The organism is Spirillospora sp. NPDC049024, assembly GCF_040649235.1.
In the GTDB taxonomy this organism is placed as follows: domain Bacteria; phylum Actinomycetota; class Actinomycetes; order Streptosporangiales; family Streptosporangiaceae; genus Spirillospora.
The window spans coordinates 59,047-79,365 of record NZ_JBEZFD010000002.1 but is presented as its reverse complement, the minus strand read 5'-3'; the positions used below and the strand labels follow the sequence as shown (position 1 = coordinate 79,365).

Sequence of the window (20,319 nt, the reverse complement as noted above, 5' to 3'; positions counted from 1 at the left end):
TCCCGCACACTGGTGAGGCAAGGAGAGGATCGCCATGAGATACCTGCTGCTCAGCTACACCCCGGCCGCCGCCTGGGACGCCGCGACCGCCGACACCCCGTCGGAGGAGGCGCTCGCCGCGTTCGCCGAGTACCAGGAGTTCCAACGGGAACTGACCGAGACCGGCGAGTTCGTCGCCAGCGAGGGCCTCGGCCATCCGGTGGTGAGCACCACGGTCCATAGGGGACAGAGCGGCGTGGTCGCGACCGACGGGCCGTTCGCCGAGCTCAAGGAGGTCCTGGCCAGCTTCGCCGTGGTCGACGTGACCGGCCGGGAGCGAGCCGTGGAGATCGCCTCGCGGATCGTCGAGGTGCTCGGCGAGCCCATCGAGATCCGTCCGATCATGGGGGAGGAGTTCACGGCGTGAACGGCGAGGTCGAGCATCTGCTGCGCACGGAGGCGCCGCAGGTGCTCGGCGCCCTGGCGCGGCGCTTCGGCCGCTTCGACATCGCCGAGGACGCCGTCCAGGAGGCGCTGCTGGCCGCGGGCCGGGACTGGTCCGCCCACGGCGTGCCGAGTGATCCGCGGAGCTGGCTGATCAGGATCGGTTACCGGCGGATGGTCGACCTGCTCCGCTCCGACCAGGCCAGGCGCCGGCGCGAGACCGAAGCCGGGATGGCCGACCTGGCCATGCGGGAACCGTCCCGCCAGGCCGGTCCACCGCAGGAGATGGACGACAGCCTCACCCTGCTGATGCTGTGCTGCCACCCCGCGCTGAGCACCACGTCCCAGGTCGCGCTGACCCTGCGTGCGGTCGGCGGCCTGACGACCGCCGAGATCGCGCACGCCTACGGCACGTCCGAGGCCACCATGGGCACGCGGATCAGCCGCGCCAAACAGCAGCTCGCCCGTGCCGGCGCCCGCTTCACTCCGCCGACCGACGCCGACCGGGACGCTCGGACGGCCGCCGTGATGCAGGTGCTCTACCTGGTCTTCAACGAGGGCTACACGGCCACGGCGGGTCGCGAGCTCGCCCGCGTCGACCTGACCCGGGAGGCGATCCGGCTGGCCCGCATGCTCCGCGCCTCGCTCCCCGACGACGCCGAGGCGGCGGGCCTGCTGGCGTTGATGCTGCTCACCGACTCACGGCGGGACGCGCGCACCGGCGCCGAGCGCGAACTCGTGCCGCTGGACGAGCAGGACCGCGCGCGGTGGGACCCCGAGCTGATCCGCGAGGGCACCGAGCTGATCGACAGCGTCTGGAACCGCGGCGCGGCGGGTCCGTACCGGCTTCAGGCGGCCATCGCGGCCGTGCACGCGGCGGCGGCGTCGCCGCAGGAGACCGACTGGCCGCAGATCGCGTTGCTGTACCTCTGGCTCGAACGGCTCGCCCCTACCGCGCCCGTCCGGCTCAGCCGCGTGGTGGCGGTCGCCCAAGCGTACGGACCGGCCCGGGGTCTGGCCCTTCTGGACGATCTCAACAGGCGGCACCACCTGGACCGGGAGCCCCTGACCCGGCAACGGGAACGTGCGGTCCGCGCCCACCTTCTCCAGATGACCGGCGACACCGCCACCGCAGCCGACCTGTACCGCCAGGCGGCCGCCCTGACCGGCAACCAGGTCGAACAGCGCTACCTGCTCGCCAAAGCCGACCGTCTCGCCTGTGGGCTCCACCCCGGTCCCTCCACATCGAGATATCGTGGTCCGTCGGTTTGATTGACGAGGGGATGGCGCATGGCGGCGGTGGCGGAGTTGGGTGCCGAGGAGCTGATCGAGGCGTTCAAGGCCCTCGGGAATCCCGCGCGACTGCAGATCATGCAGTGGCTCAAGGACCCCGAGAAGCACTTCGGCGAGTGGGAGCCGATCGCGGACCGCCAGGCGGTCGGCGTGTGCGTCACGCACATCCAGGCGAAGGCGGGGCTCGCCCAGTCGACCGTGTCCAGCTACATGAGCACGCTCGAACGGGCCGGGCTGGTGCGTTCCACCCGGGTGGGCAAGTGGACCCACTACCGGCGCGACGAGGAGCGGGTGGCGCGACTGGCGGAAGCGCTCGCCGTCACCATCTGATTGACGAATCGCGATATGTCGATATGATCTCCTCATGTCGACTCCTGATGCTGCGCCCAATGCCCTGATCGTCCACGCGCACCCCGAACCCGCCTCGTTCAACTCCGCCCAGATGGCGACCGCGGCGCAGGCCCTGCGCGACGCGGGATACCGGGTCGACGTCCTCGACCTCTACGCCGACGCATGGGCCCCGACGCTCGTCCGCGATGAGTTCGCAGCGGTGGAAGGCCACTTCAAGCCGCAGGCCGAGCAGATGCGCGCGGTCAGGGACGGGACGCTCGACGCGACCGTCCGAGCGCACCTTGACCGGTTGCTCGCCGCCGACCTGCTCGTGCTGTCGTTCCCGATGTGGTGGTTCTCGCTGCCCGCCATCCTCAAGGGATGGGTGGACCGGGTCTTCGTGATGGGCGCGGTCTTCGGCGGGGACCACGGGCTCTTCGAGGACGCGGCGCTCGTGGGCAGGCGGGCGATGCTGCTGTTCACGACCGGCGGGTCCAGGGAGTCGTTCCTGCCTGGCGGCGCCTTCGGCCCGATGGACGACTTCCTGTTCCACATCCACCGCGGAATGCTGGAGTTCGACGGCTACGAGGTGCTCGACCCGGTGGTCACCTACGGCCCGGCCCACATGAGCGACGAGGAACGGGCGGCGGCGCTGGACGCGGTCAGAGAGTCCGTCAAGCGTGTCGCGACGGATTCCCGGGCACGCGACGTCTCACTGGTGTGAGTCGACCTCAGCGGTGAACCGCAGGACGCGTTCGTTGACGCGGTCGGCGCATTGGCCGGAGACGGCGTGCGTCGCTTCGGCCCACAGTTCCGCCTGGACCTTCGGGGATCAAGACCGCGATCACTTCAGCACACGGAACCGGAGGTCGGTGAGCCCGCCCGTCCCGCCGAGTTCGGTGCGTTCGAGGTCTGCTCGGAGCGTCGCGTCGGAGACCAGGCGCACGCCGTCGCCGAGCAGGACGGGGGCCAAGTGCACGAGGATCTCGTCGAGCAGTCCGGCCTTCAGGCATTGGCGGGCGACGTCCGCGCCGAAGACCACGACGTCGCCTCCGTCGGCCGCCTCGCGCGCCGCGGCGAGGCCCGTTTCGATCGCACCGGCCAGGAACGTGATCGACGGATCGGCGGCCTCCGGCACGGGCCGGTGCGTCATGACGAACACCGGCCCGCGCCAGGCCCCGCCGTAGACGCCGTCGAGCCCGTCGTAGCGCTCCATCGCCACGTCGTACCAGTTGCGTCCGGCCAGCAGCGCCCCGGTCGTGCGGACCACCTCCCGCGCCGAGGCGGGCATCCGATCCGCGTGCCCGGAGACGAAGTCCATCGACTCACCCGGTCCGGTGATGAATCCGTCGAGCGACATCGTGATGTGCCAGCGCACGAGACCTGTCATCGCTGCTCCCCGGCTCGCATGGATCGTCTGGATGTGTCCGTCCGGGACGATCCCACACGCCCCGGACACTCTCGTGCGGACGGAGCCGGGCGCATGGTGCTGAGGGGAGGTGGTCTGTGCGAGGTGTGGAGCGCGACGGCTACGGCCCTGTCCGCGGCGTCATGTGCGAGCGCCGGCAGAGGGAGGCGCGCGCCCGGGCGGCGTCGACCGGTGCGCACGCCTCCGCGCCTCCGCGTGCCTCAGCGGGTGCCGAAGTTCTGCGTCCAGTAGGGGGTTCCGGCCTTGAGCGTGACGCCCACGCCGATGTTCTTGAACTTGCAGTTCAGGATGTTGGCCCGGTGGCCGGAGCTGTTCATCCACGCCGACATCACGGCGGCGGGGGTCCGCTGGCCGTAGGCGATGTTCTCGCCGTAGGTGGACCAGCGGTAGCCGGCGGCGGTGATCCGGTCGCCGGGGTTCTTGCCGCTGGGGTTGGTGTGGTCGAAGAAGTTGCGGGCGACCATGTCGTTCGAGTGGCCCTGCGCGGCGGCCTGGAGCCGGGAGTCGACCGTCAGGGCGCCGCATCCGTTCTTGGCGCGCTCGGCGTTGGTCAGGGAGACGACCTGCTGGGCGAGCGTGCCGCCGCCGCTGCCGCCGCCGGGTGCCGTGGAACGGGGCACCTGCGTGGTCGGCCGCTTCTTCTTCGGCGGTCGCTTCGTGGTGTGCTTCGCGGGCTTCTTCGCGACGGTCGAGCGCTTCGCCGTCTTGGCGGCCTTGGGTTTGGCGGCCGTCACGTTCGTCTTGGCGGGGGACGGCGAGGCCGGCGCGGGTGCCGCGTGGTCGGCGACCGGGCGGGAGTCGGCCGGGTCGTCGGAAGAGCCGGTGAGGCCGTAGGCGATCCCGCCGGTCAGGGCGAGCACGCTCGCGCTCGCGCCGATGGCGGCCCACCACCGGCCGCTCGGACGCGACGCCCGTCCGCTCGGACGCGGCGCCTGTTCGCTCGGACGCGACGCCTGTTGGCTCGGGCGCGGCGCCCGTCCGTAGCTCCCGCGGCGCGTCCGGGGGCTCCGTCTCGACCCCGTGTTGTTCCTCTCGCTCACGTAAGCCTGCCTTCATGGGTTCCAGGTGAATTGCCGGACACCTGGGAGACCCTCGGGCACTGTACGGATAACAGAAACCGCGTCCGGAATCTGAAGATCGGGCTTCACCTGGGAGGACGGGCGAGCGGCTCGGGTCGGTCGTCAGGAGGTGCGAGCGTCGTAGTTCTCGCGGTTCGCCTGGACCTCGTCCATGTGCGTCTGCGCCCAGCTTCGGAGCCCGCGCGTCATGTGGTGCAGCGAGAGACCGAGGTCGGTCAGCTCGTAGGAGACGGTGACGGGGACCGTCGGCGTCACGGTACGGGTCAGCAGACCATCGCGCTCAAGCAACCGCAGCGTCTGGGTCAGCATCTTCTGGCTGACCCCGGCCAGAAGCCGAGAGATCTCGGAGTAGCGCATCGCCTTCGGAGCGTCTGCGTGTGCCGCACCGGTCTGGCCGGCGCCGTCGTCGCCGCCCAGCGCACACAGGATCAGGACGACCCATTTGTTGGAGATCCGGTCGAGCAGCTTCCGGCTGGGGCATGCCGCCAGGAACGCGTTGTATTCGACCTTGGCCTGATCCCTCTTCTGGGCCGCCTTCATCGTCGTCACTGATCGCACCTCTCACCGATGGGTGGGTTACGCACTCCAGAGTGCCTACTTCCCGATGGGAAGTTGCTCTCCAATACTGATGCGGGGGCCGCCGCAGGCGCCACCCCTTCCAGTGCGCGACGAAAGGCAACAGGATGAGCACCCCTTCCCTCACTCTTCCCGGCGGCACCTGGCCCCTGGGTGATCTGACCGTCACCCGGTTCGGCTACGGCGCCATGCAACTGGCCGGTCCATGGGTCATGGGGCCGCCCGCCGATCGCGATGCCGCCCTGGCCGTTCTGCGCGAAGCGGTCGACCTCGGCATCACCCACATCGACACCAGCGACGCTTACGGGCCGCGGGTCACCAACGAGTTGATCCGCCAGGCGCTGCACCCCTATCCCGAGTCTCTGCACATCGCGACCAAGGTGGGCGCGACCCGCGACGAACAGGGCGGCTGGCCTCCGGCCCGGCGCCCTGAAGACCTGCGCCGCCAGGTTCACGAGAACCTGGAGTCCCTCGGGCTCGACGTGCTCGACCTGGTCAACCTCCGGCTCGGCGACGCCGAAGGCCCCCGGCCCGGTTCGCTCGCCGAGGCGTTCGGAACGCTGGTCGAACTCCAGCAGGAGGGCCTGATCCGCCGCCTCGGGGTCAGCAACGCCACCGAGGAGCAGGTCGCCGAGGCGCAGAGCATCGCGCCGATCGTGTGCGTGCAGAACATGTACAACCTCGCCCACCGCCACGACGACAAGCTCATCGACCGGCTCGCCGCTGACGGCGTCGCGTACGTGCCCTTCTTCCCCCTCGGGGGCTTCACCCCGCTCCAGTCCTCGGCGCTCTCGGCGGTCGCCGCCCGGTCGGAGGCGGCACCGATGTCCGTCGCACTGGCCTGGCTGCTGCGGCGATCAGCGAACATCCTGCTCATCCCCGGCACCTCGTCGACGGCACACCTGCGCGAGAACATCGCGGGCGCGGGACTCTCCCTCTCCGGTGAGGACCTGACCGAGTTGGACGGCATCGGGCTCGGGTCGACTCCCACGGACTGAGCCGAACCATCGCCCCATAGGGCACGAGGACAGCGCGGGAGGACGCATTGCCTCAGGCGTAGGAGCCGGGCGCTGGCGCGCGTCCCGGAAGGCATCTGGTTTTCGTCGGCTGGAGCGCACAATGCGAGTAGGAGAGGGGCGGTGCGAGGGATGGAACGCGAGCACTACGGCCGCCTTCTGCGGCTCGCTTACCTGGTGCTGGACGAGGGGGACGATCCGCTCGGGCAGGCTCGCCGGGCCGTCGCCGAGGCCCTTCGGGGGCGGCAGGGCGGGTACCCGGCCATGCGGACGCGGCTCGTCTCGATCCTCCTCGACGACCCGCCCGCCGGACGACGCCGCGGGCAGCGCCTCCTGTTCGAGCCCGCGCGGACGCCGCGAGGACCGGTCCGGGCGGCCTTGCTGGAGCTGTCGCCGCGCGAGCGGCTCCTCTATCTGCTGCGTCGGGACGGCCTCACCGCTCCCGAAGTCGTTGCGGAGCTGGGCGACCGGCACCCGGTCGACTTCCAGGACGTGGACCGGGCCACCGCCCTCGTCGGAGAGCCGACCGGGCTGGACGAGGCGGCGCAGCGCGACGAGATCGAGGCGTTCGAGCCCGACCTCGTGCGGCTTCGACCACCGCTCGCCGGTCGGGCCGTCCGGCATGCCGCCGTGGCGGGCGTGCTCGTGGCGGCGCTGCTGCTGGTCACCGGGGCCGTCATCGCACGGCCGGGCGGTTCGGTCGAGCCCGGCAGGGTCGACCCGGCGGCGTGGCGGGTGTCCGGTGCGCCGACCATCTACGAGTGGCCCGCTCACGGCGGGCTGCTCCATGACGAGCGGCTGCTGCGCCGGGCAGCCGGCGCGTGGCGGGACGACCGCCGTGATCCGCCGGTCGGACGCGTCGTCGTCCTGTACGCCGGGACGGTGGACGGCGCGTCCCTGGTCGTGCTGCGCGACTCGCCCGGTCCTCGGGACACCCCCAGCGTGGCGCAGTACTTCGAGCGGCGCCTGTCGCGCGGTGTGGAGTCCGTCCGCAAGCTGGAGACGGACGCGGGGCAGCTCATCATGCTGGGCATGACGTGGCGCTACCTCGTCCCGCCATGGCTGCGGGACGTGCGGGCGGCGGTGCCGTCGGGGCGGGCTCCGGACTGGCGGCCGGTGGCGGTCCGGGACGGGCTGAGCGATCCGCTGCCGTGGCACTGGTTCATGCCGCGCTGCCAGAACTACGTGGTGTTCCAGATGGCGTTCGGGTCGCGGACGGTCACGCAGTTCGCCTCGAACGACCCGCGGTCCTCGGCGCCTCGGGTGCGGTTCCGGGATCCGGCGGAGGAGGCGAGACGGTCCGGATGGGCGGCGCTGCACGCGGTCGCCTGCGGAGGTGCCGCGACGCTGAGCGAATCCGGCGACCTGCGGCTCGGCCGGTTGTGGAGCGGCGGGCTGCCCGACGGGGGCGGCCGGGCGACGCTGCTGACGGTGGACGCGTCCTCGCCGTGGGGCGCCCCGGGCGGCTCGGTGCTGATGTCCGACAGCGGGCGCGCGATGTCCGGAAGGGGCGGGACGAACAGCGACTACTCCTCCCCCGCCGGGACGACGGCCGCCGCCGTGTGGTGGCGGTCGCCGCGTCGCTGGTACCTGGTGGCCGCGGCGGGCTCCGGCGTCACGCGGCTGAAGGCGGTCGGCGAGCTGGGCTCCCGCGAGGACACGGCGGACGGGACGCCCCTGCTCGTGGTGCCGGGCCCGCGCGGCGGAGCTTCGGCCCGGCTGCCGGTGGTCCAGGTCGTGGCGTACGAGTCGGACGGCGACCGCACGGTCATCAACCCCTCGTAAGCCGACCGGTGGCACCCATCCGGACGCCGAGACGGCCTGCGCCGACCTCATCAAGGCCGGCGGAGCCGCGCCTACTCCCCTGCTCCCCCGCGTCCCGGACCTCGGTGTTTTGAGGTCGGTGGTGTCATTTGAGGTTGGCGGTGAGGGTGCCCTCGGCGCCGAACAGCTCCTCGCGCCAGCGTTCCAGCAGTTCCGTGCTGTCGAAGTCGTCCGGGTGAAAGCCGGGCTTGTTGTAGGCGCGCAGCCGCCGGATGACCTCGCGCTTCAGGAACGGCGAGTGCCGCAGCGCGGCGAGGCTGCGGAGCAGGCGGCCGGGACGGTAGGTCGCGGGGTCGCCCAGCAGCGAGATGAACGTGCCGGTGACCACGAGGAACAGGAATCCCGCGCTGATGACCCGCATGGTCCGGATCCGGGTGCGCTCGGTGCCGCCGACCTGCCGGAAGACGTCGAACGCGACGGCCTTGTGCTCCGACTCCTCCAGCGCGTGCCACAGCAGGATCGACCGGACGCTGGTGTCGCCGAGCAGCCTCTGCGCGCGGGGGTCGGAGAGCAGGCACTCGGCCATGGTCGCGGTGTAGTGCTCCAGCCCGGCGGTGAAGCCGAGGCGGACGATCGGCGGCAGGAAGCGGTCGGCCAGGCGGAGGTCCCGCTTGACGACGGCGGAGATCCGGTGGGTGGGGTAGCCCATCTCGCGGAGCGTCCGGTTGAGGTGGTCGTGCTCGCGCCCGTGGACGACCTCCTGCCCGATGAAGCCCCGCACCTGCGCGGCGAGTTCGGGGTCGGCGATGCGGTCGCGGTAGTGCCGCACCGAGCGGACGAAGAAGTCCTCGCCCGGCGGGAACGTCGCCGACAGCAGGGCCACGAGATGGCTCATGACCAGGTCGCCGTCGACGTAGTGGCGGCGCAGGGACCCCTTCGGGTGGTCGAAGGCGACGCGGCGGGTCTGGATGGCGCGCTCTGTCATGTGGACCTCTCCTCGGACGCGGGGGATGTGTCGGGGGCCGAGTAGGCGTAGTCGTCCAGCGGGAACGTGCGTGCGGCGTGCGCGGCCTGCGCGGCGCTCGTCGGCCGCAGGTAGGGGGTGTCGCCGTGGTGGTCGAAGTAGTAGCTGTTGGCGGTGGCGCAGCCGTTGGTCGCCCACAGCGAGCCGGCGAGCCGGTCGCGCATGCGGTTCGTCCAGCGCTCGGTCGGTTCGGGACGGACCTCCACCGAGACCGCGCCCCGGCGGCGGGCCTCCTGGATCACGCGGACGACGTGGGCCGAGGTCGTCTCCACGAGCTGGTGCCAGGTGCCGCCGACCCAGCCGTACGGGCCGAACATCATGAAGTGGTTGGGGAGACCGGGGATGCTGATGCCCTCGTAGGACGCGAGCCGGTTCTCCGCGTAGAAGGTCGCGAGGTCGAAGCCGTCGCGGCCGCGGACCGGCGTCCGGCGGAAGACCTCGGGGTCGCTGGCCAGGCGGAACCCCGTCGCGAGGACGATCGCGTCCACGTCGCGCTCGCGGCCGTCCACGGTGCGGACGCCCGTGGCGGTGACCCGGTCGATGGCGTCGGTGACCAGCGTGACGTCCGGCCGGTTGAAGGTCCTGAGGTAGGTGTTGGAGACGGACGGGCGCTTGCAGCCGAGTCCGTAGCCGGGCGTGAGTCTCCGGCGCGTCTCGGGATCCTTGACCTGCGTCCGGTACCAGAGCGAACGGGCGAGCCGCGCGCCGCCGTGCGCGAGGTAGGGCTTCCTGCCGTGCCCGACGACCAGGTCGACGAGGACCATCTCGACGCCCCGCGTGGCCGCCCGGCGCACGGCGTCCTGGACGCGCGGGGCGCGCCGGAACAGCCGGCGGACCGGGCGCGGGACGGGCGCGTCCAGCTTCGGACCCACCCAGATGGGGGTGCGCTGGTAGACGTCGAGGCGCGCGGTCCGCGGCGCGATCTCCGGGATGATCTGGACGGCGCTCGCGCCCGTCCCGATGACCGCGACCCGCTTGCCGGCCAGGTCGTAGCCGCGGTCCCAGGCGGACGAGCGCAGCACCGTGCCCGTGAAGTCGTCGAGGCCCGCGATGCCGGGCGGCTTGGGATCGACGAACGCGCCGATCGCGCTGACCACGAAGCGCGCCGTCACCTCCCCGCCGGGAGTGCGCAGCCGCCAGAGCGCGGCGTCCTCGTCCCAGACGCGCTCGGTGACCTCGGTGCGCAGGCGGATGTGGCGGCGCATGCCGTACCGGTCGGCGAGCCCGTCGATGTACTCCCTGACCTCGGAGCCGGGCGCGAACACCCGGCTCCAGCGCGGGTTGAGGGCGAAGCTGAACTGGTAGGCCTGCGCGGGCACGTCCACGCCGATGCCGGGGTAGACGTTGTCGCGCCACGTCCCGCCGATGTCGCCCGCGCGCTCCAGGATGACGAAGTCGTCGATGCCGGCGCGCCGGAGCGCGATCCCCATCCCGATCCCGCTCAGCCCGGCCCCGATGATCGCTACCTCGGCGTCCGGCGCGGGGGCGGCTCTGGGCGCGAGGTCGGGCACAGCGTTGGGCACGGGGTCCGGCATGGGGGGCACCTCCCGCTATTGGAGCACGCGTCGAATATACCTCCGCAGGTCCACCGCGCCAGGTGTCGTCAGGTACACCCCCGGCTCGGGTTCTGGGCCCAGTGCCGCCGGACGGGCCGGACGGAAGTCTTGATCACGTCAAGCGGACGACCTTCCAGGAGGAATCCATGCCACGCGCTTTCGCTCCCCGCCGGGCCATCACCGCCTCGCTCGTCTCGGCCACGGCGCTGGCCGCCGGAACCGCCATGGTCGCCGGGACGGCCCTCGTCGCCGCGCCGGCCGCCGACGCCGCCCCGTCCCCCCACTCCGCACCGTCCCGCGGCCCGCACGGGCTCGACCGGAAGGTGCAGGACGCCGCCGACCGGCTCGTGGCCGACGGCGCGCCCGGCGTGATCGTGATGACGCGGCGCGGCGGACGGGTCTCGCACGTGACCGCCGGGGTGTCGGACAAGGCCACCGGCGCCCCGATGGACCACCGGCTGCTGTTCCGGGCCGGGAGCGTGACCAAGTCGTTCACCTCGACGGTCGTCCTCCAGCTCGCCGCCGAGCACCGGTTGTCCCTGGACGACAGCGTGGACAGGTGGCTGCCGGGCCTCGTGACCGGCAACGGCAACGACGGCACGAAGATCACCATTCGGCAGCTGCTCGCGCAGACCAGCGGACTCAACGACTACACGCCCGATCCGCGCGTGATGACCGACCCCGTGCGGGCCTGGCGGCCCGAGGAGCTCATCGCGATCGCGATGGAGAAGCCGCCGCAGTACGCGCCCGGGACGAGCTGGAACTACGCCAACACCAACTACATGCTGGCCGGAATGATCATCGAGAAGGCGACCGGGCGGACGGTGGGCACCGAGTTCGAGCAGCGCCTCTTCGGGCCGCTGCGGCTGCGGCACACGTACTACCCGACGACCGAGACCTCCTTCCCCGGCCGTTACGTGCACGGGTACTACTACGACTTCGGGGACGTGAGCACGCAGGTCAGCCCGTCCAGCGCGCGGACGTCCGGGGGGCTCGTCTCCACGGTCGACGACGTGGCCCGGTTCAACCGCGCCCTGTTCACCGGCAGGCTGCTGCCGGCGAAGCAGATGCGCGAGATGCGGACCGTCCGGCCGGTCAACGACGACGGCGTCGTGGAGGACTACGGACTCGGCGTCGCCCGCATCAAATTCTCCTGCGGTTACGCGTGGGGCCACGACGGCGGCTTCCCCGGGTACCGGACGTGGACCTACACCAGCGCGGACGGGCGCAGCCAGGCGGTCATCACCTACAACGAGTCCAAGCTGGAGTACGACAAGACCTTCCGGGCCGACCTCGCCAAGGCCGCCGACACCGCCTTCTGCGCCTGATCCGGCCTTCTGCACCTCACCTCGCTCCTGTGCCTGATTCCGGTTCCTTGGGCGGCCGCTCCTCGGCGGGCCGCCCAGGGAGCCGTCTTCGGTGCGGGTGCCCGGTTATAGGCAGGTGAGCAGCGGCGGCCGGGTTTTGTGCCCCCGCCCTACAGCCGAAGGGGGTGTGACCTGCGTACGGTCAGGACGTCCCGCCGCACAGCCGGGCAGACGGAGGTGTGCGATGAACCCGAGGGTGTACCGATGAACGCAAGGGCGTGCCGATGAAGAGAGCCCTCGCATCCGGCGTTCCCGCCGACCGCCCCGTGCGCATCCCGCCGCGGCTCGCCGAACGGGCCGAGTCCGCCCAGCGTGCCGAGCTGGACGAACGGCGGAGGCGGCTGCTGCGTCTCCTCCTCGCCGCCCCTCAGGCGGGCCTCGGGGCTCTCGCTGTTGCGGCCGAGCGGGCCCGGTGGCCGCTGCCGGACGAGGTCACGCTGGTCGCCGTCGAGCCGGGCGCCCACCGCATCTGGACGGCGCTGGGCGAGGACGTCCTCGCCGAGACTGAGGGGCCGGAACCGCACCTGCTCCTGCCGGGGCCGTTCACGTCCGAGCGCCGCGCCATGCTGGACGAGGCGCTCCCCGGCCGTCGGGTCGCGGTCGGCCTCGCCATGCCGCTCGCCCAGGCCGCGGACTCGCTGCGCTGGGCGCGGCGGGCTCTCGGCCTCGCGCTCGACGGCGTCCTCGACGGGCCGGTGACGCTGTGCGAGGAGAACCTCGTGGCACTGTGGCTGCTGTCCGATCCGGCGCTCGTCGAGCAACTGACCCGGCGGCGCCTCGGCGTCCTGGACGGCATGCCCCGGGGCCGGCGGAACCGCCTGACCGAGACGCTGCGGACGTGGCTCGTCACCCGCGGCACCGCGGCCGAGATCGCCGAGCAGCTGGACATCCACCCGCAGACCGTCCGGTACCGGATGCGCAGGATCGAGCAGACCCTCGGGGACGCGCTGGCCGATCCGGAGGTCCGGTTCGGCATCGAGATCGCGCTCCGCGCCGCCCACCTCGAGTCGCGCCGTCCCGGCCCCGCCGCGTTCCGTCCCGCCGCGGGGCATCGCGCGCATCCCGACCCGCGCGGCCTGCGACCTTTGACATGATCTGTCGGTGACCGTCACGAAGCGGACCCCCGTCCGCCTGCTCGGCGCCGCGGGCGCCGCCCTCGGGTCGCTCGCCCTCGGCGCGTGCGGCTCCGCCGCCGTCCCCGGCGCGAGGTCCGCCGGAGCGCCCGCCACGGAACCCGCCGCCGCGACGACGTCGCCTCCCGGCATGCCGGCGCCGCCGCCGCGCCCGTCGCCGCCCCCGCCGGTCTGCACGGCCGAGGGGATCGCCGTCTCGATGAACGAGCCGGACGCCGCGATGGGGTTGCGCGCGGCGCGGATCGAGCTGCGCAACTGCGGGAGCCGCCCGTACCGGCTGAACGGCTACCCGTCCCTGCGCGTCCTCGACGAGCACCGGCAGCCGTTCGACGTGGCCGTCGTGCGCGGCACGCGGCAGGTCGAGGACGCCGGACCGAAGCCGCTGACGATCCGTCCGGGCCGCAAGGCCGCTTTCGTGGTCGTCTGGCGCAACACGGTCACCGAGACGACCACGGTGGCGGTGGCCGGGAAGTACCTCGAAGTCCGTCCGGCGCCGGGGCGGCCCGTCGTGATCGTCCCGGCCAACGGGCCGATCGACCTCGGCAACACGGGACGCCTGGAGGAGACCGCCTGGCGCCTCGCGACCGGCTGACTCAGCGGGGCGGCGCCCCGACCTTGCCGATGCCGAGCGTGTTCTGCGCGGGCATCAGCCCGGTCTCCAGCACCTTCACCAGGATCGGCATCGTGAGCTGCCCCAGCCGGTCGGCCTTGGCCGCGCCGAGCGTCCGCCACGGCTCGTAGGCGAGGTCGTCGGTCGTCCGCTCGACGTCGTCGCGCAGCTCGCGTCCCCGGGCGGTCGCGGCGCCGTCCGCGTCGACGAGGCCACGGGACGCGAGGCGGTCGCGGGCGGCGGCCCACTCCTCACCGGTCCAACCGCGGCTCGCGAACGTCTCCACGGACGCGGCCCCGACGGCGGCGAAGGACACCAGCGCCTCGACCGGGTCGAGCCCGTGGGCGAGCAGCGCGGCCACGTGCCCGTCCCCGCGCTGCTCGCGCAGGACGCCGATGGCGTGCCACAACGCGAGATGCGGCTCGTCCGGCCAGGGCAGGTCGGCGTTGGCGGCGGCGATCGGGCGGCCGGCGGTGCTCGCGGCCTCGGCGGCGGCGCGGGCCAGCTCGGCGGCCTCGGCGAGGTCCGCGCCGCCGATGCCGTCAACGCCGTCGCCGAGCAGCGCCCGGTACATGCGGTCGACGGCGCGCATGCGGGCCTCCAGGACGAGGCCGGGCGGCGCGACCGTCCAGGCGGCGGGGACGTGCTCGGCCACCATGCGCGGGCTGAAGCTGTAGAAGGCGGCCGACACCGCGTGCGCACCCGCGGCGCCGAGCGGCGCGGCGCGCCAGGCGAAGTAGCTCGGCCAGCGGGTCCGCACGTCGTAGCCGAGCGCCTCCGCCTCGGCGAAGACCTCCGGCGAGTACCAGAACAGGGCGTGCAGGGGTTCGAGCTGGTGCCACATCCGCCGTGCGAGACCGGGGTCCTCCGCCATCACGCGGTCCTCTCTCTCGGAGTCGTCACCCCCACTGTATCTTGACATTGCCTAGATTGACATTGCCCAACTCGGCATCGCCCCCACGGACGCCGGTCGTATGGACACCGGTCGTATGGACACCGGTCGCGTAGGCACCGCTTGGATGGGTGCCGCCCTGCTTGGCACTGGTCGGATTGGCGCCGCACTCCTCGGTGCCGCCTGGATCGACATCGCCCGGTCGGGCGTCGCCCGGCTCGCTCTCCCGGTTCCGCGCGGGGTCCGGTGTGACCGGCCATCCCCTGGGCGGCGCGCTGAGCCGGGACGGCGGCGTCCCGCCCGGCCGGGTCCCCGGCACCGGGGACACGGGAAGCGACGGGGAGTGCGGCCTGGCCGGCAGGACCGGCGGCACTTCGCGCGGCTCGCCGGAATCGCGGGAGGCCCCGCCCCAGGACGTCCGGTCCCGAGGCGCTTGGTCGCGGGAGCCCCGGGCCTGGAACGACCGGTCGCGGGACGCCTGGCCGCCGGACGCCTGAGCGCGGGAGGCCCACTCCCGGGACGTCTGGCCGCGGAACGTCTGGCCGCGGGACGTCTGGCCGCGGGACGTCCGGTCGCCGGCCGTCTCGTGGTGGGAGGTCTGATCCGGGGAGGTGGGCGCGGTCCGGCGCTCGTGGCGGGGGAACGCCAGCAGCGCCAGCACGGCCAGCCCGACGCCCGCGGCCCGGAGCCAGAACGGTCCGGACTCGCGCGGCCACGGCTCCGCGTACAGAAGCGTGGCCGACAGCAGCAGGTGCGTCTTCGCGGTGACCGTGACGACGGTGACGATGACGGTGAGGCGGCAGCGCTGGAGGCCGATCGACAGCAGCCCGACGCCGAGCACGCCCGCGAGCAGGAACAGGTAGGGGTGCGGTGAGAGCGGCACGTCCGCGCCCCGGCCCGCGGCGAGCATCATCGCCATGCCCTCGCCGAAGACCTCGGTGGCGCCGAGCAGGACGCCCGCGCCGAGCCCGTAGGCGATGCCCGTCAGCGGCCGCGCGTGCCGGCCGCCGACCGGGCGGTCGCGCACGCTGAACATCCACAGCGGAACGGCCAGCGACGGCACGCACACCAGCGCGGCCTTCCAGAGCGGCAGCGCGGCGGCGGCCTCGCCGGCGCGGTCCGGCGCCTCCCCGCCGAGGCCCGGCAGCACCGACAGCGCCGCGGTGACCATCGCGGCGACGGTGAGGAGGACGGCGAGCCACTCGCGCGTGGTGGGCCGCTCGCCGAACCCGCTCATCCCGACGGCCAGCAGCAGGACGAGCCCGAGCCCGTAGGCGGGCAGCGTCGCCGCGACGGGCAGGGTGACCAGCGCGGTGGCCGAGAGCCCGAAGCCCGCCATGAGCACCAGGAGGCCGGCGAGCCAGCGCGGGCTGCGCGCCAACCGTCCGGCGGTGTGCAGGGGGTGCCGGCCCGAGACCGGGCTCATCCGCCCCATGGCCGTCTTGAAAAGGACGTACGCGACGATGTAGACGGCCTGCGCTGCGCAGGCGAGGAAGACCGCGTGCATGGCGCACCTCCCAGGGGTGGAGCCCCAGGGTGACATGGGGAAGGTCTGCGGTGATCCTCCCTGGACGACGGAGAAGTAGCGGGTTTTGTACGCCCGGGTGAGTAGTGCCCAACGCGATGGAGATGTTTTTCATGATGTGGGGCTGGAGCGGTGACTCCTGCCGTAGGCTCCGCCACCTAAGGTCGCCCTGTCCCGGAAAGGCCAAGATCAATGCGTCCATTGCGTTGCCCGGTCACTAAGCGCAGGTGAATGATTGCTGTGCGCTTCCTAAACCGGGTTGGTGATGCAGTGACCGAGGGGATGGAACGGCTCGGTGAACCGATCGGCTTCACCGGGGAGGGCGACGGCGGCCGGCGGGCCCGCTGCGCCGTCCGCGAGCGCGCCGCGAAGGTCCTCGCGGACGAGGCGCTCCTCGACGACGTCGAGCTGATGACCGCCGAGGGCGTGGCGAACGCCATCCTGCACGGGTCCGGGCTCATCAGCGTGACGATCGCGACGGACGGCAGGCGGCTCCGCGTCGAGGTGTCCGACGACGGCCCCGCCGCGACCGACCCGAGCGAGCCGCCCCGCCTAGACCACGGCCGCGGCCTCACCGTCATCGACGCGCTCGCCGACGAGTGGGCCCTGGAGCAGTCCCCCCGCCGCACCCGCCTCTGGTTCGTAGTCGACACCCACCGCCCCGCCGCCGACATATGACCCGCCCCCGCACCTGACACCGCCCCGCCCGCTGGCGTGCCCCCGCCCATCGGCGTATGGCCCCGCCACTGACGTGTGACCGCCGCTGACGTGCGTCCCCGCGCGAGAGGCCGGTGCTGGCGTGTGACGCTGCCCGACCGCGTGTGGCTGCGGGCTCCGGGGGTGTGGGTCTGTTAGGTGGGGAGGGCTCGGCGTAGGACCTTGCCGGTGGGGTTGCGGGGTAGGGCTTCCAGGAAGTGGACGTCGCGTGGGACTGCGAAGCGGGCCAGGTGGTCGCGGACGTGGGTTCGAACGGTGTCGGCGTCCAGGGTCTCGCCCTCGCGCAGGACGACGAAGGCGGCGGCGCGCTGGCCGAACTCCTCGTCCGGGACGCCGACCACCGCGACCTCCCGCACCTGCGGCAGCTTCTCCAGCACCTCCTCGATCGCGCCGGGGAAGACGTTCTCGCCGCCTGAGACGATCATGTCGTCGTCGCGGCCGTGCACGAACAGCCGGCCGCGGTCGTCGAGGTGGCCGACGTCGCCGAGGCTCATCAGGCCGTCCCGCATCTCCTTGGCGTCGCCGCTGGTGTAGCCGGCGAACAGCAGTTCGTTCGCGGCGAAGATCCGGCCCGTGGTGCCGGGCGGGACGGGGTCGCCCGCCTCGTCCAGGACCGCGACCCGCGTCCCCGGCGGCGGCGTGCCCGCGGTGTCGGGGCAGGCACGCAGGTCTGCGGGCGTGGCGATGGTCACCCAGGACGCCTCCGTCGACCCGTAAAGGTTGTAGAGGACGTCGCCGAACTCGTCCATGAAGGCGGTGGCGAGCGTTGCGGGCAGCGCGGAGCCGCTGACGGCCGCGATCCGCATCGAGGACGTGTCGTACTTGCGGCGCACGGCCTCCGGCACGTCCAGGACGCGCTGCAGCATGACCGGGACGGCGACCAGGGCGGTCGTGCGGGTGAGGTCGATCGTGCGGAGCGTCTGCTCCGGGTCGAACCGGGTGCGCAGGATGATCGTGGCGCGCAGCGAGATGGCGACCTGGAGCATCGCGTAGCCCCAGGTGTGGAACAGCGGGGCCTCGATGAACATCCGCTCGTGCACCCGGTAGGGGATGCGGGACAGGATCGACGTCAGCGGCGACAGGCCGGGACGCGAGTGCCGGTCGGCGCCCTTGGGGCGGCCGGTCGTGCCGGAGCTGAGCACGATCGTCCGGCCCGCCCTGGCCGGGGGCTCGATCGGCGCGGCGGGCGAGGTGACGATGAGGTTCTCCAGCTCCGAGGCCGTCCCGCCCGCGGTGATGACGCGCACGGTCTTCGGCACGGCCGCGATGAAGCCGGTGAACTCCGCGTCGGCGATCACGACCTCGACCTCCTGCTGCCGCAGCACGGTCACGAGCTGCTCGGTGCTCATGCCCGTGTTCAGCAGGACGAGGTCGGAGCCGCGCTTGCTGCACCCGACCAGCGCCTCCACCATGCCGCGGTGGTTGCGGCACAGGACGGCGACGCGGGGGGCGGCCCCGGCGCCGGAGTCCCCGAGGGCGGCGGCGAGCCGGTCGGTGCGGGCGTCGACCTCGCCGTAGGTCAGCTCCCCGGCGTCGTCGACGATCGCGACGGCGCCGGGGTCGCGGGCGGCGGCGGAGGCGAGCGTCCCGCCGAGCAGGGTGCCCCAGCGGTGCAGGGCGCCGAGCTGGCGGGCGACCTTCAGCGGCGGTCCGGGGCGCCACAGCCCGCTGCGGGCGAACATGCCGCCCGCCCGCGCGACCGACACCACCCGCCCGACCGGCGTCACCCGCCCGACCGGCGTCACCCGCGAGACCGGATCCTTCCGGTCGGCCGGCTCATTCCGGTCGGCCGGCTCATTCTGGTCGGCCGGCGCCGCGCGGCGTCCGGACTCCGATCGTCCGCTCATCTGCCGCCTCCGGGGTACGGGGTTCGGTTACACCGACCGTACGGATGGCGGCTTTCGTCCTCTGCTGACCTGACCCAGCTCTTCGGCCGGGCTTTTGTCAGGAACCTGACAAGGCGCGCCCCTCCGCGGCGACCACGGGCATGCCCTGCTCAGCGGGTTCGGCCGGGGCCGAGAGGTCGAGGCTGTCGCGCAGGGTCACCGGCTTGAGGAACGCCGCCGCGACGATGCCGACCACCGCGATGGCCGCCGAGATCAGGAAGATGTGGCCGGTCGCGTCGCCGTAGGCGGCCCGGACGACCTCCTGGACGGGCGCGGGCAGCGCGCGGATGTCGAGGGTGCCCGCGTCGCCGCCGCCCGAGCCCGGGTTCACCCCGAGCCTGCGCAGCCCGTCGGCGATCCGGCCCGCGACCTGGTTGGCGAGGACCGCGCCGAGCACCGAGACGCCGACCGTCCCGCCGAGGGAGCGGAAGAACGTGACCGTCCCGCTCGCGGCGCCGATCTCGTGCAGGTGCACCGAGTTCTGCACGACGAGGACGAGGTTCTGCATCGTCATGCCGACCCCGGCGCCGACCAGGAACATCGCGGCGCCGATGAAGACGAGCGAGGTCTGGTGGTCGATGGTGGCCAGCAGGCCGAACCCGGCGGTCAGCACGAGCGTCCCGACGAGGATGTAGGGCTTGACCTTGCCGGTCCTGCTGGCGAGGCGCCCGGCCACGGTGGACGCGCCGAACACGCCGAGCATCATCGGGAACGTCAGCAGGCCCGCCTTGGTCGGGCTGTAGCCGCGCCCGATCTGGAAGTACTGGCCGAGGAAGACGGCGCCGCCGAACATCGCCATGCCGACGGCGAGGCTGGCGGTGATCGCGAGCGCGGTGTTGCGGCGCGCCACGATGTCCAGCGGGACGATCGGCTCCGCGGCGCGGGACTCGACCCACACCGCGACGGCGAGCAGCACGACGCCGGCGCCGGCCATCGCGGCCGTCTGCCACGACAGCCAGGCGAAGCCGTCGCCGACGAAGGTGACCCAGATCAGCAGCACGCTGACCCCGGCGGCGATGAGCGTCGCACCCAGGTAGTCGATCTTCACGTCCGGGCGCCGGACGACCGGGAGCCGCAGGGTCTTCTGCAGCAGCCCGAACGCCACGACCGCGAACGGCACGCCGATGAAGAAGCACCAGCGCCAGCCGAGCGCGGAGTCGACGACGAGCCCGCCGAGCAGCGGCCCGCCGACCGTGGCGACGGCCATCACGCCGCCGAGGTAGCCGTAGTAGCGGCCGCGGTCCCGGGGGCTGATCATCGCCGCCATGATGATCTGGACGAGGATCTGCAGCGCGCCGACGCCGAGGCCCTGCACCGCGCGGAACGCGATGAGCTGCCCGGTGCTCTGCGCGAACCCGGAGGCGACCGAGGCGAGGATGAAGATGGTGACGCCCGCCTGGAGCAGGACCTTCTTGTCGTAGAGGTCGGCCAGCTTGCCCCAGATCGGGGTGCTGGCGGTCGAGACCAGCAGCGTCGCGGTGACGACCCAGGTGTACTGCGACTGGCTGCCCTTCAGCGCGCCGATGATCTGCGGCAGCGCGGTGGACACGACGGTGCTGCTCAGCATCGCCACGAACAGCACCAGCAGCAGGCCGCTGAGCGCTTCGAGGATCTGGCGGTGCGACATCGGGGCCGATCTCGCTGGGACCTGCTCGGTCAAGGAACGCCTCCGGGTGAAGTGGGAACGAGGGGGTCAACC

The 20,319-nt window shown here is 72.6% G+C and carries 19 protein-coding genes; 10 read left to right on the top strand and 9 right to left on the bottom strand.

Annotated elements, in window-relative coordinates; translation table 11 throughout:
* Positions 1-34: 34 nt before the first annotated feature.
* Genes AB0C21_RS03180 through AB0C21_RS03165 form a run of 4 tightly spaced genes read left to right on the top strand, consistent with a single transcriptional unit; the run spans position 35 to position 2,770 of the window.
* The gene (locus AB0C21_RS03180) at positions 35-406 is read left to right on the top strand and encodes a YciI family protein (protein WP_500202413.1); all 372 of its coding nucleotides are present in this window, start codon (positions 35-37) and stop codon (positions 404-406) included.
* Positions 403-1,695 carry an RNA polymerase sigma factor gene (locus AB0C21_RS03175; RefSeq protein ID WP_500202412.1) on the top strand — a complete coding sequence of 431 codons (1,293 nt, stop codon included), beginning with the start codon at positions 403-405 and terminating at the stop codon, positions 1,693-1,695. Before AB0C21_RS03180 ends, AB0C21_RS03175 begins: the two co-directional genes overlap by 4 nt.
* 18 nt (positions 1,696-1,713) lie before the next feature.
* Positions 1,714-2,046, top strand: a complete 333-nt coding sequence (locus AB0C21_RS03170; RefSeq protein WP_500202411.1) for an ArsR/SmtB family transcription factor — start codon at positions 1,714-1,716, stop codon at positions 2,044-2,046.
* A 34-nt stretch (positions 2,047-2,080) separates the two neighbouring features.
* On the top strand, positions 2,081-2,770 hold the full coding sequence (locus AB0C21_RS03165) for an NAD(P)H-dependent oxidoreductase (RefSeq protein WP_500202410.1): 690 nt from the start codon (positions 2,081-2,083) through the stop codon (positions 2,768-2,770).
* A gap of 120 nt (positions 2,771-2,890) precedes the next feature.
* Here the strand turns inward: AB0C21_RS03165 and AB0C21_RS03160 are convergent, their stop codons facing one another.
* From AB0C21_RS03160 to AB0C21_RS03150, 3 genes are all read right to left on the bottom strand, one after another.
* Positions 2,891-3,436, bottom strand: coding sequence for a dihydrofolate reductase family protein (locus AB0C21_RS03160; RefSeq protein WP_500202409.1), 546 nt, complete (start codon positions 3,434-3,436; stop codon positions 2,891-2,893).
* A 239-nt stretch (positions 3,437-3,675) separates the two neighbouring features.
* Entirely contained in the window at positions 3,676-4,335 is a 660-nt protein-coding gene (locus tag AB0C21_RS03155) for a CAP domain-containing protein (protein WP_500202408.1), read from the bottom strand.
* A 321-nt stretch (positions 4,336-4,656) separates the two neighbouring features.
* The gene (locus tag AB0C21_RS03150) at positions 4,657-5,094 is read right to left on the bottom strand and encodes a winged helix-turn-helix transcriptional regulator (protein ID WP_500202858.1); all 438 of its coding nucleotides are present in this window, start codon (positions 5,092-5,094) and stop codon (positions 4,657-4,659) included.
* A gap of 143 nt (positions 5,095-5,237) precedes the next feature.
* On the opposite strand from AB0C21_RS03150, the gene AB0C21_RS03145 reads away from it, so the two are divergent.
* A complete protein-coding gene (locus AB0C21_RS03145) occupies positions 5,238-6,128 on the top strand; it encodes an aldo/keto reductase family oxidoreductase (RefSeq protein ID WP_500202407.1) in 891 nt (296 codons plus the stop codon).
* A gap of 141 nt (positions 6,129-6,269) precedes the next feature.
* Positions 6,270-7,931, top strand: coding sequence for a hypothetical protein (locus tag AB0C21_RS03140; RefSeq protein ID WP_500202406.1), 1,662 nt, complete (start codon positions 6,270-6,272; stop codon positions 7,929-7,931).
* A gap of 124 nt (positions 7,932-8,055) precedes the next feature.
* On the opposite strand, the gene AB0C21_RS03135 is transcribed toward AB0C21_RS03140, so the two are convergent.
* Complete coding sequence (locus AB0C21_RS03135) at positions 8,056-8,895, bottom strand: metal-dependent hydrolase (RefSeq protein WP_500202405.1); 840 nt, start codon at positions 8,893-8,895, stop codon at positions 8,056-8,058.
* Positions 8,892-10,469, bottom strand: a complete 1,578-nt coding sequence (locus AB0C21_RS03130) for a flavin-containing monooxygenase (protein ID WP_500202404.1) — start codon at positions 10,467-10,469, stop codon at positions 8,892-8,894. Before AB0C21_RS03130 ends, AB0C21_RS03135 begins: the two co-directional genes overlap by 4 nt.
* A 167-nt stretch (positions 10,470-10,636) precedes the next feature.
* On the opposite strand from AB0C21_RS03130, the gene AB0C21_RS03125 reads away from it, so the two are divergent.
* The 3 genes from AB0C21_RS03125 (at position 10,637) to AB0C21_RS03115 (ending at position 13,582) form a co-directional block, all read left to right on the top strand.
* Entirely contained in the window at positions 10,637-11,818 is a 1,182-nt protein-coding gene (locus tag AB0C21_RS03125; protein WP_500202403.1) for a serine hydrolase domain-containing protein, read from the top strand.
* 263 nt (positions 11,819-12,081) lie between these two features.
* Positions 12,082-12,951 carry a helix-turn-helix domain-containing protein gene (locus AB0C21_RS03120; RefSeq protein WP_500202402.1) on the top strand — a complete coding sequence of 290 codons (870 nt, stop codon included), beginning with the start codon at positions 12,082-12,084 and terminating at the stop codon, positions 12,949-12,951.
* Positions 12,952-12,958: 7 nt separating this feature from the next.
* On the top strand, positions 12,959-13,582 hold the full coding sequence (locus AB0C21_RS03115) for a DUF4232 domain-containing protein (protein ID WP_500202401.1): 624 nt from the start codon (positions 12,959-12,961) through the stop codon (positions 13,580-13,582).
* Between the two features lies 1 nt (position 13,583).
* On the opposite strand, the gene AB0C21_RS03110 is transcribed toward AB0C21_RS03115, so the two are convergent.
* Together AB0C21_RS03110 and AB0C21_RS03105 are read right to left on the bottom strand one after the other, a co-directional pair.
* Complete coding sequence (locus AB0C21_RS03110; protein ID WP_500202400.1) at positions 13,584-14,474, bottom strand: SCO6745 family protein; 891 nt, start codon at positions 14,472-14,474, stop codon at positions 13,584-13,586.
* A 25-nt stretch (positions 14,475-14,499) separates the two neighbouring features.
* Positions 14,500-15,999, bottom strand: coding sequence for a hypothetical protein (locus AB0C21_RS03105; protein ID WP_500202399.1), 1,500 nt, complete (start codon positions 15,997-15,999; stop codon positions 14,500-14,502).
* Positions 16,000-16,287: 288 nt separating this feature from the next.
* Here AB0C21_RS03105 and AB0C21_RS03100 point away from each other — a divergent pair, with 288 nt between their 5' ends.
* Entirely contained in the window at positions 16,288-16,695 is a 408-nt protein-coding gene (locus tag AB0C21_RS03100) for an ATP-binding protein (RefSeq protein ID WP_500202398.1), read from the top strand.
* Positions 16,696-16,868: 173 nt separating this feature from the next.
* Here AB0C21_RS03100 and AB0C21_RS03095 read toward each other — a convergent pair whose 3' ends face one another.
* Together AB0C21_RS03095 and AB0C21_RS03090 are read right to left on the bottom strand one after the other, a co-directional pair.
* A complete protein-coding gene (locus tag AB0C21_RS03095; RefSeq protein WP_500202397.1) occupies positions 16,869-18,479 on the bottom strand; it encodes an AMP-binding protein in 1,611 nt (536 codons plus the stop codon).
* 199 nt (positions 18,480-18,678) lie between these two features.
* On the bottom strand, positions 18,679-20,247 hold the full coding sequence (locus AB0C21_RS03090; RefSeq protein ID WP_500202396.1) for an MDR family MFS transporter: 1,569 nt from the start codon (positions 20,245-20,247) through the stop codon (positions 18,679-18,681).
* Positions 20,248-20,319: the final 72 nt, after the last annotated feature.